At 37.6% G+C, this 14,655-nt stretch carries 7 protein-coding genes; all 7 read right to left on the bottom strand.

Annotation, left to right across the window (positions count from 1 at the left end; all coding sequences use genetic code 11):
• Positions 1 to 152: 152 nt before the first annotated feature.
• The gene (locus LV704_RS06515) at positions 153 to 1,097 is read right to left on the bottom strand and encodes an ROK family protein (RefSeq protein ID WP_163421161.1); all 945 of its coding nucleotides are present in this window, start codon (positions 1,095 to 1,097) and stop codon (positions 153 to 155) included.
• 2 nt (positions 1,098 to 1,099) lie between these two features.
• Positions 1,100 to 2,542 carry a sugar MFS transporter gene (locus tag LV704_RS06510; RefSeq protein ID WP_163421162.1) on the bottom strand — a complete coding sequence of 481 codons (1,443 nt, stop codon included), beginning with the start codon at positions 2,540 to 2,542 and terminating at the stop codon, positions 1,100 to 1,102.
• A 12-nt stretch (positions 2,543 to 2,554) separates the two neighbouring features.
• On the bottom strand, positions 2,555 to 5,902 hold the full coding sequence (locus LV704_RS06505; RefSeq protein WP_233782162.1) for an FG-GAP-like repeat-containing protein: 3,348 nt from the start codon (positions 5,900 to 5,902) through the stop codon (positions 2,555 to 2,557).
• 140 nt (positions 5,903 to 6,042) lie between these two features.
• Positions 6,043 to 7,581 carry a SusD/RagB family nutrient-binding outer membrane lipoprotein gene (locus tag LV704_RS06500; protein ID WP_163421163.1) on the bottom strand — a complete coding sequence of 513 codons (1,539 nt, stop codon included), beginning with the start codon at positions 7,579 to 7,581 and terminating at the stop codon, positions 6,043 to 6,045.
• 11 nt (positions 7,582 to 7,592) lie between these two features.
• Positions 7,593 to 10,745, bottom strand: a complete 3,153-nt coding sequence (locus tag LV704_RS06495; protein WP_163421164.1) for a SusC/RagA family TonB-linked outer membrane protein — start codon at positions 10,743 to 10,745, stop codon at positions 7,593 to 7,595.
• A gap of 296 nt (positions 10,746 to 11,041) precedes the next feature.
• Positions 11,042 to 13,273 (bottom strand): GH92 family glycosyl hydrolase, encoded by a 2,232-nt coding sequence (locus tag LV704_RS06490; RefSeq protein ID WP_163421165.1) that lies wholly within the window; start codon positions 13,271 to 13,273, stop codon positions 11,042 to 11,044.
• A gap of 30 nt (positions 13,274 to 13,303) precedes the next feature.
• On the bottom strand, positions 13,304 to 14,653 hold the full coding sequence (locus LV704_RS06485; protein ID WP_163421166.1) for an alpha-L-fucosidase: 1,350 nt from the start codon (positions 14,651 to 14,653) through the stop codon (positions 13,304 to 13,306).
• Between the last annotated feature and the right edge of the window lie 2 nt (positions 14,654 to 14,655).

Genomic DNA, 14,655 nt, shown 5'->3' with positions numbered 1-14,655 from the left:
TTGGACTAATGATTCGTTTAAAGCCAAATTAGAATGCCTTCAATTCCATTACTTTTTAATTCGCGAAGTATGGTTTTATTAGAAAATAGGATTGGAAAAGAATAATTCTGATCAGGGTGATGTATGATAGCCGGTGTTTTATGAAAAGCAGCCTATATTTTTGGTAGGTTGTCCTTGACATGCTCCCAGAAATTGGAATTGAACGCTTGTGTGCACCCCATAATTGCACCCTTTTCCATATGATGGGAGATCTTGATTGGAATGGTGAGATTATTTTTATTAAGAGATTCTTGCAAAGCGTTACCAAAACAGAAATAGGCTTTTGAGATATTGCCTCCTAGAACCAATACATCTGTTTGAAAGGTTTTTAACCATGGAGCCAGAAAATCCCCTAAATTGTTTCCAAAAGCATCAAAGACTTCTTTAACTTTTATGTCCGTATCAAAACTATCTGCGAGTTCTTTTACCCCTTTTGCATTTTTGCCGGTGGCCTCGTGATAGGCCCTAATAATTCCTCGTGTTGAAAAATAATCATCGGCCATTCCGTCTTCATGCAGTATATCCCATAAACACCCATTGGGAGGGACAGTGTTTCCGGTTACTATTGGGATTCCATTTTCGATAAACCCCGCCCCTAATCCGGTTCCAAGAGTAATGCACAGCTGCCTTTTGTTTCCATCTGCTTCAGACAACCATGCTTCCCCTACAGCAAAAGAAGTGGCATCGTTTAAAAAACGCATGGGCAAGTAGCTACTGTGTGATAGTAAGGGATTAAGATTTTCTTCAATTTTGGTTTGATACAGAGCGCCATACTTGAATCCTTCGGGATATTTTGCCACTCCCTCTTTATAATCAAAGGGACCTGGGATAGCATAAGCAATACCCAGTAAAGGAATTTCTTGTGCTGCCTCTATAGTTTTGTTTAAGGTATTTGCCCAAGTTTGCATGATCGATTCCAAAGACTCTAAATTGGCTACATGACTTGTGGCATATGTATGGTCAATGATTCTCTTTTCTTGAACAGCAACAACGGCGGAAGATATATGTGTGCCTCCAATATCCACTCCAATTACATATGTTTCTTTTTGATGAGCCATAATTAAACAGTTAAAGGTTTTACTTGATATCCCTTTAGTCCATAAAATATGAGGTAGGCATAACAGAATATTGGAATGATAAAGGAGAGTTGAATGCCTATTTGGTCAGCGACCGCTCCTTGTATTATGGGCATAATAGCTCCACCCACTATCATCATGACCAATAGTGAAGATGCTTGGCTAGTATACTTGCCCAAATCTTTGATGGCCAATGTAAATATATTGGACCATAAAATGGAGTTAAACGCGCCAATGGCTATGGCACTCCAAAATGCCACAGGCCCATCTGCAAGAATCATAATGGCCAGTAATATGATAACTACTGTAGCAAATAAAGTTAGTACTCTTGATGGTTTGGAACCACCTATTAAAAAAGCAAGGTAATTGATGATCAAAAAGAATACAAAGAATTGTATTTGGGCAAATGGAATCAGTTCTAAAGAAAAGACCCCATCATTATTCTGTACCCCAGTAATAAGATAGATCACCATAAAGGAAAGGATGGATACACATGCCATAATAAGGTACTTTTTAATCTTATCTGTCATACTTCCCATAGCAATAGATCCCAAAAACCTACCTATCATTGCGCCTCCCCAATAATAAGACAAGAATACACCTCCTTGAGCCTCATCCATTCCAGCAATGCTGTCCAATTTAAAAAAGTTGATTAGGAAACTTCCTATGGTAACTTCACCGCCTACGTAGACAAAAATGGCTATCATTCCCAAAACCACATGCCTAAATTTTAATACACGAAGCCCTTTTTCTAGAGTTTCCGTATTCTTAAATGAAGGAAGTTTTATGAATTTAATAATCAGAGCCAATAGGAAAAACAATCCTCCATAAATTAAGTATGGCATTTTTAGAGAGTCAACAGTAATTTCTCCATTGGAAAAGACTTTGTACAATAAAAGAGCACCAACCAAAGGAGCCAGTGTAGCTCCAAAAGAATTAAAACCTTGTGCAAGATTTAATCTACTGGAAGCGGTTTCTGGTTTCCCTAAAATGGCGGCATATGGATTGGCCGCTATTTGTAAAATGGTTACCCCGGAAGCCAATACAAACAGCGCGCTAAGAAATATGCCATAGCGCTGAAAGATTGCTGCTGGATAAAATAAACAACAACCTATGCCACAAAGTATTAATCCAATGATTATCCCATTTTTATATCCAATTTTTGAGATAGGATCTCCCTTGCTCACAGAAATAATGAAATAGATCAATGAAATGATGAAGAAAGCACCAAAAAAAGCAAATTGTATGAGCGCAGCTTGAAAATAGCTCAGTTCAAAAACTTCTTTTAAATGAGGAATCAGAACATCGTTCATAACGGTTATGAACCCCCACATAAAAAACAAAAACGTGATTGTGAGAAAAGGTTTTCTATAATTCACAGAATCATTAGATTCAGCTATATTATTGCTATTGGGTATGATTGCCATAAATTGGGTGGTTTAATCGGTCTTTTTCAGGATTGTAAAAGATTGTAGAATGTCATTATTGTTTGCTACTAATATTTTAGGTTGCCCCATATGTTTGATTATGGCTATTTTTTTAGCATCACCTTTTGCAAAGAACCCTGTATCCATATAAGTTTTGACTGTAAACGAACCTTGCCCGTCACCCGAAAGTAATACACCTGTACCAGCATCGTTTCTTGGAGTTTCAACTTCTGAAACGAATAAATTACCAACTACCAATACGTCCAGATGCCCGTCTTGATCAAAATCATCAATAAGCATATCATTAATGTTTGATAGCTGCGCTGCTCTAGGCAATGGAGATATTTTAAAGCGACCTTCTCCCAAATTTTCGATATAAGATGATGCAAAAGTGTTGGCTTTATAATGAAGCGAATTCTCTAGTTTTTTTGCCCCATAAACAGACTCCAATTCTAGAGAGGCGAACAAATCATATTTTTGGATTTTCTTTTTTAAGGCAGGAATTTGTTCTGATGAACAAGAAAAACCTCTTAGAGGGAAATGCTTCTCGTCATTGTAATACCCCAGTACAATATCTGAGGAGCCGTTACCATCAAAATCATTATAGTAAATATCAAAAGGATTTTCTGGAGAGGTTTTGTATTTATAATTTAAACCAAGGTTTCCTGCAATGAAATCCTCATCGCCATCATTGTCAAAATCTCCTTTGGCTAGACTAAACCACCATCCTGTGCTATCGGGTAAACCTTCTATTGTCTCTTTTACGAATCTACCGTCTTGATTATTGAATATGGTTATTGGCATCCATTCTCCAACAAGAATTAAATCTTTATCACCATCCTTGTCATAATCTGACCACAAGGCATCGGTCACCATCCCAACATCTAGAAGTTCAGGTGCTATACTGTCTGTAACATTTACCAATTGACCATTATCGTTTTGAAGGATACTACTTGCAGTCGGTTTTGGATATTGATGAGGCAGATGTCTACCTCCAACAAAAAGATCATAATCACCATCGTTGTCATAATCTTCGGCAACTACTTTTGAGCCGCTTATATTGAATGCATTAAGAATTGCTCCTTTAGAGAAATTTCCATTACCATCATTTACATATAACCTGTCCGCATAATGTGGGTCGTTAGTTGGGTATTTGTTACCTCCACTTACCACGAATAAATCTTTATGACCGTCTTGATTTATATCTACAAATATGGCGTCTATATCTTCATACGGTGCCTCTTTTTGCCATAATTGTTCGTTTGCTAACGTAAATTCCCCAGATTGACCCTGTATGTAAAGAGCTCCACTATTTCCTGTTGCGCCTCCTATGTAAATGTCTTCAAGACCATCTCCATTTACATCTGCTGCAGCAAGGGCAGGACCAAATTGTGATAATTTATGAGGCAATAACAATTGGTATTCGTAGTCATCAAACTCATTTTCAACATGTGTATGTTTTATTGGGAAGCTAGATGTTGTTTCTTGAAAATGTTTTGTTTTAAGCTGTTCCAATTTTTCATATGAAACACCTTGATTCATTTGAAATTGAAGTAGTTGGTTGGCCTTAATATTCTTTTTTAAGCTTTTGGTATTATTGGGCCATACTATTTCTATACTATCTATTTTTTTACGCGATCCTAATCCAAAATGGATGTAAGGTTCACTGGTAGAATATATGCCCCTAACATTGGTTGTTTCAATTATTTGAATTTCACCCCCAGCATACATAGTGGCCCTTGCTCCAAAGACAGGTCTATTATCTTTATCCGTTAACTGTACTCTAACATAATTGGCGCCAGAGGTTTTTTCTGAATTATTGCGATAAATAAAGGCAGCTTCATTTATATTGTTGACCACGATATCCAGGTCGCCATCATTGTCCAAATCTGCGTACGCAGCACCATTTGAAAAAGATTCTTTATTTAAGCCCCATTCTTCAATTACCTTTTCAAACTCTAGATTGCTTTTGTTTTTAAAGGCATAGTTTTTTAAGGGTTGTGATGGAATAGGGGATAGGGCATCTTCCAGGTTAATAATATCAAAAACCGATTTAAGATTACCGCCATCTGGGTGTTTCTGTATCCAATCTAATCGAACTTTGTTGATATATTCAGCTACTTTACTGTCTGCGTCGGTATTTCTAATGTCCCTTAGCAATCCGTTTGTAACGTAGACATCTTTTAGGCCGTCGTTATCAAAATCTGCAACCAAATTGGACCAACTCCAATCTGTAGCAGCCATCCCTGTCAATTGTGCAACATCGCTAAAAGTTGTGTTACCATTATTCAACTGAAGGGTGTTATACATGTACTGATAGTGTCCACCATCATCATATACCTTCCAAAAAGAGTTACGATCCATTCCACTCATATTAGACTTCAGGCGAAAATTATCTTCCGGTACCATATCAAGAACAAAAATGTCTAGAAGAGCATCATTATTAATATCTGCGACATCCACACCCATACTGAAGTATGAAATATGGTTGAAGGCACTATCCACAATATTGGTGAAAGTACCATCCTGGTTATTCATTAAAAGGAAATCAGGGGCATAGAAATCATTGGAAACATACAGGTCTGTCCAGCCATCATTGTTGATGTCGCTGGCGGAGACACCATTTGGAAAACCTGTAAGTTCAAGACCCGAGGTTTTGGTGATATCCTCAAAAGTGCCATTAAGATTTTTATAAAGCTTTAGGCTGTATTCTGGTTTTAATAATTGTGTTCCTTTAAATGATGATAAACTACCAGGATTTGGTGGTTGTGTAAGTAAAAAAAGATCTAAAAAACCATCTTTGTCATAATCCAAGAATGTAGCATGACGAGTACGCTGGTTATTTGCGATTCCATATTTTTTAGCAGACTCTATAAAAGTACCATCACCATTGTTAAGGTATAAAAGGTTGGTTCGCAATTTGGGGTTGTCATCATACAATTCTCTACTAACGTAAATATCTAAATACCCATCATTATTAATATCGGCAATTGTTACTCCGGTAGACCATCCTCCGTCATTTTGTATTCCAGCTTGTTCTGTAACATCATCAAATTTTAAGTCACCTCTATTAAAATAGAGTCTGTCAGAGACTTGATTTCCGGCAAAAAATAAATCTTGAAGTCCATCATTGTTGAAATCCCCAACTCCTACTCCTGCACCACCATAAAAGTTCGCATACCTTAAAATATTATGTTCTGTGGTATCCATTACATCATTTGAAAATGATACGCCGGTATATTGAGATTCCATTAATGTAAAACGCAAAACCTCATTGGCCTCTTGGGAGCAAGCAAACCATATTGGAGTTGCTACAAGTAAAAAAAGAAAAAGCTTTGTAATGGTTCGTTTTATCATCATTTCATTGTAATTACTTTACAAAATACTGAAACAAAAATAAAGGAGAGTTGCCTCTCCTTTATTCAAACTACTAACTCTACTTAAAATTAAATTAAAAAACTTACTGAATTAAAATTAACTAATGATAAAAAGGTTTTTGTTTACTGAACGTCCCACCAAACACGTGTTGTTAGTTCATCTGGACCTTGTCTTGCAACGGCCGCGGCATAATTTTCCGGATTGTTGGTTTGCTCACTTTCCGAATATGACATTCTTCTTGGAATGGTTCCATTGGTAACATTACCAGGGAAGTTTACTGGAACCAATACAGGGAAACCAGTTCTTCTCCAATTAGAGAAAGCCTCATATTCATTTAAGAAAGTAGCTGCCCAATATTGCGTATTAATCTGTTCTAGGGCATTGCCAGCATCATATGGATTATTGGTTAAATAGGTGTCAATATCAGCTGAAGCAATTATACCTCCATCTCCATACATTGCCAACATTTCCATAGCGGCTCTAACTCCATTGTTGTAGTACGTTTCAGCATCACCACCTATGCCCCAGCGTACATTGGCCTCTGCCAACATAAATTGAACTTCAGCGTAGGTTTGAAAGAACATTGGTGCATCCCTTCCTGTAATAAGCAATCTGTTGGGCTCTGTAAAGGCTTGAGTGTTTTCCTCACCAGTGGCGTCCAGTAACATATCGTTATTCAATCCATTAGGGAGGCCTTTTTGAGATGCTACATCTAAACGTTCAGCATCAGTTCTTTCTATGTCGTTTTCATCTGCATCATCCTCACCTGTATCTAAAGGCAATGATCCCAAAACAGTTAGTCTAGGGTCATTTCTGTCAGCCATAAAATCAACAAAGGTTTTACTCAACCTGGGACTACCATCCGCAAGGAAGACTTCGCCATTTCCATTTTGGTTAACACCAGCTGGTCCAACGGTATGTGGAACAAAGAAAATGTCTGCATTAGATTCCATAACCCCTCCAGCTATTGCCGTAGTTGCCCATGATTGGGCAGCTGCAGGATCAACTTTTATCAATCTTAATCCTAAACGAAGCATTAATGAGTATGCTAACTTCTTCCATTGCGCTTGATCACCACTATAAATGATGTCTGCATCTCCATAAGCAGAGGTGCCAGAACCTAATATTGCAGCTGCTTCCTGTAATTCATTAAGCATATCTGCATAGATCTCGCTCTGCGGATCGTATACAGGCTTAGTGATGTTTTCTAAAACTGCTTTTCCTGCTTCACTATAAGGAATATCTCCATAAAGGTCTGTCAATCTTGAAAACACAAAAACACGCATTATTCTAGCAATTGCTTTCATTTCATCAGGAGCCTCTTCCTCATCTAATTGAGATAGCAGATCTTGTAATGTTTTAACTGCATTGTCATAATACCTGTCCATTAAGGATGAGGCATAACCTCTATTCCAGGTATATTTATCTCCGTCCCAGAAACTGGCAGTATTTGCCATATGTTGCATCATGGTGGACTGATAAATCAAACCAGCACGCCAATTATCATAACGTTCGCTAGAAGCAAACAGTTGGGCTGCAGTGAATTTATTTGCAGCATTTACTTGAACTGGTTTTAAAGGATTAACGTTCAAATCTTCAAAACCCTCATCGCATGCGCCAAGTACTAGCGCAAACAATAGAATATAAATAGTTTTTTTCATAATTATTTTTTTTAAAACTTAACGTTAAGACTTACACCGTAACCTCTTGTGGTTGGAACACCAAAATATTCCAATCCTTGAGAATTACTCACATTATAAGCACTTTCAGGATCCACATTATCAATACTTCTCTTAATATAGAATAAGTTTTGAGCCAACAGATTTATTGTAGCACTTTTAATAAATGTCTTTCCTAGTATGGCTGTTGGGAAAGTATACCCCAAACTTAACTGTCTAAACCTGATATAATCCGAATCTTCAACAAATTCTTCCGCAATATCATTAACTCTTCCCCAATAGGTTTGTAAATTCTCTGGTGCTACGGTAGCATTAAAAGCTGCTCCGGTACCTGCATCAGCATCAAATGTAGCGCCATCAATTCCAGAAACGGCCAAACCGCCTTCTCTGCCTTCAACGGTTTTCTGATGTAATCCATTACCGTAAGCAATCGTATTTGTTCCTGAAAACAATTGCCCACCAAATTTTCCGTCGATCAGAAAGTTAAGGTTAACGTTTTTGTAACGAATGGAATTTGAAAAACCAATAGTCCAAGGTGGAACTCCATCTCCTAGGATTTTACGCTCTCCTTGACGCGCTATTGGCACACCATCATCATCAATATCATATACGATGGTTCCATTATTGTCCCTTACATATGAAGTACCGAAAATAGTTCCATAGCGTTCTCCCACAACATGTGCTATCCTAACATTTCTTGTACGAGGTTCATCAAGGAAAATAGGATCTCCAGCTTCGTTTGTGCCCACAACTACACCTTCATTGAATGAGGCATTAACTGACGTTGTCCATTCAAAATTTTCAGTACGGATGGGTGTGCCAGTAATCAATAGTTCAACCCCTTTGTTTTCAATTTCACCAATATTGAATATTGCATCATTGAATCCTGACCCTTCAGAGGTAGTTACCTTTACAATATCATTGGTTATTTGATTGGTATAGTATGCAAAATCCAGTGACAATCTATTGTTCAAAAATCTTGCATCAAAACCAATTTCGAATTCATCCTTGTTCCATGGTACAAGATCTGCATTTGGAACAGTAGCGCCTGTTATCCTTCCTAACGGTTGATCTAAGTGTCCTTGGTCAAAAATCTCATAGGTCAATGCTAGTTGATATGCTTGATCAGCACCTCCTGCAGTTTGGGAAAATCCACTACGCAGTTTTAAGAAATTAACGAATGTTGGCATCTCAAACATATCCGATAGAATTAAACTTCCACTAATTGAAGGATAAAAATCGTTATTTGGAGTTTCTTTACCTGGAAAAGAGAGGGTTGAGAACCAGTCATTTCTTCCGGTAAAAGTTAAATATGCATATCTGTTGTAAGAGAGTTCCAAAGAACCGTAAACCGATCCTATTTTTCGTTCTCCCCAATTATTAAGGTCGGGGCTAAAATTTCTATCCCTAGATTGGCGTGCAGTGTTGCCCACATCTTCTAAACCAGGTACTATGAAATCCTCTCCTCGCTGTCTTAGAACTTCATGGTCAATACTATTTTTGTTCGCTCCAACAAATGCATTCACCGCGAATTTATCTGTGATATCCTTTTCAACACCCAAAATAATATCGGAATCTACTTGGCTATATCTATATTCATCTTCTTCGATGGAACCTAATGGTTGAAATGCAGTACCAAAGGGTGTTACACTTGTTCTACGTAAAGTGTAATGATCAATACCTGCCCTTGCCGTTATATATAACCAGTCCAAAACATCATACCGAAGCGTAGCAGAGGCAATGAGCCTATTTCTTGTGTCTTCGTTTCTGAAGTTAAAAGCTGCGAAATAAGGGTTTTGAGAAAAGACATTATCAGAATAACCACGTTCGGTACCATCTTCATTTGCGCCTGGATTCATAAACCTAACATCCACATTTGGAGATAACAAACCAACTGTAAAATTCGCATTACCCGGAGCATCTGAAAGTCTAGGCCTGTTTTGTACATCTTCTATACTATATTTAGCGCTAATCTGTGCAGTTAACTTTTCTGCCATTACAGCACCAGCATTCAAAGCAAAAATCTTCCGATTTAATCCTGAATTTGGTGTAATATCATCATTGGTGAAGTCTGTAAGTGAAAACCTCATGTTGGTAGTTTCATTTCCACTGGACAGTGCCACGGTGTTAATGAATGTGGTACCTGTTCTATAAAAGTGTTTCAAATTACTGCCTACATATGAATAGGGTCTTTCAACACCATCCCATTGTACCACCTGAGAACCATCTAATCTAGGGCCCCAGGAATTAAGGCCAGCTTCTAGGGCTGCAGCCGTGTTGGCAGGTTTTTCACCTAATAGACCTTGCCCATATGTTGTTTGAAAGTCTTGTATTGAAGTGTCAACTACATCAAAATTTGCAGTACTGGTAAATTCTACTCCAAAACCATCTTGCTTGCTACCGCTCTTTGTGGTAATAAGAATAACACCATTACCACCTCTAGAACCGTACAATGCCGCAGCGGATCCACCTTTAAGTACCGAGATGGATTCTATTTCATCAGCATTAAGACTGGAAATACCATCACCGCCATCGTTACCACCCCATAAACTGGCAGCTCCATTATTTTCATTTCCAATTGGAATACCATCTACAACGTATAAAGGTTGGTTTCCACCTGTCAATGAATTGTTACCCCTAATAATAACCCTACTGGAACCTGCAGCACCAGTTGAATTTTGAGTAATGTTTACACCAGCAATCTTACCTTGTAAGGAATTAATGGCATTTGGTGTTTTTATGGTTGCAATCTCTTCGCTTCCAACTTGCGTGACCGAATACCCGAGCGCTTTTGTTTCTTTTTTAATACCTAAAGCGGTTACAACAACCTCACCCAATAACTCTACATTTTCTTCTAGAGTAACGTTAATTGAGGATTGGCTACCTACGGCTACTTCTTTTTCAGTATACCCTATTGCCGAAAACACCAAAATGGCGGAACTGCTAGAAACCGAAATTGAATAATTACCATCGAAATCTGTAGAAGTACCATTTCTAGTACCTTTTTCTACAACATTAATACCTGGTAATGGACCTCCAGTATCTGTATCTGAGACCGTACCGGTAACTGTTTTTCCTTGTGCCATTATCCCTTGAATACATAGAAGTGACAAAAGCATTAAGAAGTAATGAATTTTTTTGTTCATACTGTTTGAGTTTGGTTATTAGTTTCGAAAGCTTAATATAAGCTTAATGTTCACTTTATAAATGTTCAAATTCCTTATTTATATATAAAAAAAATTCGACTAATAACAAAGCTGAAAAGCTAAAGAACATGGAAGCGAAAACGATTGAGGTAGATAATTTATTCGAAACATATGCTTTTCAACATGTTAGGCCTTTAAAAATGGTCTTTTCCGGTTGAATCTTTTTTTAAATCGTTTTGGATTTTTCTAATAAAATCGACTGTATTTGATTTTAATAGAGCTGAACAACATTTTTTTTACTCCAAAACAAATTCAATTTTACTGGCCTTTGTCAAGTTTTCATGTGAGATGAAAAAACCATTTTGCTTTTTTCCGTCAATTAAAATTTCTGAGATTTTTCCGTTGTCCTTTCGAGTTTGGGAAGTGATTATCACTTTGTCCTTTGGATAATATGTCGGGTCAAGATGTATTATGATTTTATCAAATTTTGGAGAGGTTAGCGCATATATAGGATTGGCTGGACTTACTGGATACATGCCCATCATTGAAAATACTGCCCAGGCACTCATGGTACCGGTATCATCATTTCCGGGAAGACCATCGGGTGTATTCTTGAAATAGGTTTTCAGCAATTCTGAAACTTTTTTTTGAGTGCGCCATTCTTGTCCCTTAGCATAATTGAATAAATAAGGGTAAGCAATGTCAGGCTCATTTGCCATATCAAACTGGTTTCTGTCAAAAACATCTTGCAACTTGTTTGTAAATGCTTTAGCACCCCCCATTAATTTCATCAAACCTTTAATGTCATGGGGAACCATAAAGGTATATTGCCATGCATTACCTTCTATGAATCCAACATTTTTTTCAAAATTGGCTCCAGTTTCTGGATTGTATGGTGACAGCCAACTGCCATCATGGTTTTTAGGCCGTAACAAATTGAATTCAGAATCAAATAATTTACGATAAGATATGAATCGTTTTGAAAAACGCTTGTAGTCCTCTTTTTTGTCCAATTCCTTTGCCAATTGGGCAATGGCAAAATCGGTAATGTTGTATTCTTGAGTAGTGGAGACAGAACCGCTATTGGTTGTTTTTGTGGTCAAGTATCCTTTTTCAATGTAATCCTGTATTCCTGGCCTAAGGGGATTTGCTTCTAACTGGTCGGCGCTTTTAAGCATGGCTTCATATGCTTTTTCAACATTAAAATCCCTAATTCCACGTAAATAGGAATCAGCAATTACAATACCAGCAGGGTCACCTACCATGGTTGTCGTTTCGGTGGCATTTAACTCCCATTTGGGTAACCAACCAGATTCATTGTAAATCTGCAACATGCTTTTAACCATATTGGATTGTTGTTTGGGATATACCAAACTCATTAATTGGTGTAAATTCCTATACGTGTCCCAAAGTGAAAAAACAGTATAGCGAGTGCCCTCTGTTTTTAGGGTTTCACGTGTTATCATTTTGGGGTATTCTCCATTAAAATCATTTAGGGTACTTGGATGTATCAATGTATGATAAAGCGCTGTGTAAAAAATTGTCTTGTCTTCATCAGAACCACCTTCAACTTCTATTTTAGAGAGATATTGATTCCATTCATTTTTTGCAGATATCAATATTTCATCAAATGTTCTTCCTTGTGTTTCTTTTTCTAGGTTTTCACGAGCATTTTCAATACTGACATATGAAACGCCAACTTTCATTTCAACTTGAGTCGGTACCGCAAAATCATATTGCATATAGGCGCCAATGCTATCACCGACAACTTCCTTAGAGTATCCTTTCATCAGTCGGGATTTTCCATTGTATTCCATCCACTCGGCTTCTGCCCCTCTGTATGTTGTGGGTTTTTTCCAAACCCCGAATTCTTTGGCGACCTTGGAGAATTTTGCCACAAAATATATGGGATAGGCTTCTTCAGGTTTATAGTAACAGAAGGATCCAACGGAACGGATTCCTTCTATCTCGGTTGGTGAAACCACTTTTACTTGGGCCCCTTGCTCGTTGGTAAGTCCCAATCCCAAGTTCAATAATATGTTTGATTTACCTGCTGGGAAAGAATATTTGCTTATTCCTGTTCTAGTTGTGGCGGTTGCCTCAACTTTAATGTTATACTTATCCAAAGTGTTTGAATAGTAGCCAACTTTGGATATTTCATTGGAGTACATGGTTCCATATTCTAAATGGTTGGTTTTAATAGCTCCGGTGGTGGGCATAGCGATAACAACACCTAGCTCTGGACAACCAACACCGCTCAAGTTTATATGACTGAACCCCGTTAAAAAAGTATTCTCATTCACATAAGGTGTAGATAACCAACGACTATCTTTTTCCAGCGGAAGATTTTGGGCCCCAGCTACATTAAATGGGGAAACGTTTGCCATTCCCCTAACGGCAATAGGCCCTGGATTTGTAGTTCCAAAATTAGAAGTGCCTATAAATGGGTTTACATACTCAACCGGAGCTTTCTGGGAAAAAGTTGTTCCAAACAACAAGCAAAAAAGTAATGTAATCTTAAGTCTCATGATTAGACAATTATTTCTGTATTTAACAAGTTAGTCATTAAGCTCAACGGCATTTCCATGACCGCGATACAGTTTCAATTCATCTTCCAAAGAAACCTCAATAATGGAAACGTATTTATTCAGATTCTCATCTTTTGGAATATTAATGCGTAAAATAACCGGTATGTTGTTCCAAGCTGCGCCTCCATTTCTTGTAAAGGCTAATTCTTCGTTACTTCCCAATACTTTTATTCCAGCAACCTTATTTTGAATTCCCGTTAGTTGGATATAGTTCTTTGGGTCATCGAACAAACAGAGGTATATTTTTTTTCGGTCTTTGGATGTCAGCGTTGGACCATAAAAATGTCCGTATGGAAGTCCGGCAGTGGTTTCGAAAACTGCAGATCTATGCTTGTTAATCCAATCCCCTAGAGTTTCTAACAATTCTTTTTGTTCTGTGGCAATTGTACCATCTGGTTTTGGTCCAATGTTAAGCAACAAATTCCCTCCCTTAGAAATCACTTCTACAAAAGTTCTGATAATTTGAGAAGCAGGTTTGTAATTGGTATCGGAAGGGTAGTACCCCCAATTATCGTTCATAGTCATACAAAACTCCCATGGACCTTCTGGCCTGACCACAGGCACCCCCTGTTCAGGAGTTTTGTAATCACCATATTGATTTAACCTTGAGTTTACAATGACGTTTGGATTCCAACTCAAAAGGGAATCCTTTAAAGCTTTTGAATGCCACTGTTCTTCAGATTTTTCCCAATCACCATCAAACCAATACAAGTCCGGGTTAAACTGTGAACTTAACTCCTTCAGTTGTCCCTGATAGAAAAGAACAAACCTTTCCCAAGAATCCATTTTCTTTTGGCCTTTCTGAGGATAATCTTTCTTAGTATTTGGTCTTGGGAAGACCACATCATAATCTGGATGAGACCAATCACAAAGTGAGTAATACAATCCCACTTTAAGACCATTTTTTCTTAATGCCTTTGCGTAGGGTGCTACTAAATCTCTTTTGGCTGGTGTTTTTTCAATCATATTAAGATGACTTAGCTTGGTATCCCATAAAGCCACACCATCATGATGCTTTGTGGTCATTACTACATATTGAGCACCTATTTTTTTGAATAGTTCTGCCCATTCCTCTGGATTGTATTTATTGGCAGTGAACTTTTCACCTTGTTGCATATAATCTTGGTATGATATTTTTTTATGGTACATGGACCAAGATTCAGTAACGCCATTTACACCATAATAGCCCCAATGTATGAATATGCCCAATTTGGCTTTTTTGAACCAATCCAAACGATTGTCTAATTCAATATTTTGAGTCTGTGCGGAGGCAAGTCCACTAAAAACAAGGATTATAGATATTAAGAGTTTGAATTTCAATG

This window comes from Flagellimonas sp. CMM7, from assembly GCF_021390195.1.
Lineage (GTDB): Bacteria > Bacteroidota > Bacteroidia > Flavobacteriales > Flavobacteriaceae > Flagellimonas.
Note: the sequence above shows the minus strand (reverse complement) of the source record. Positions and strands in the feature narration are given on the sequence as shown.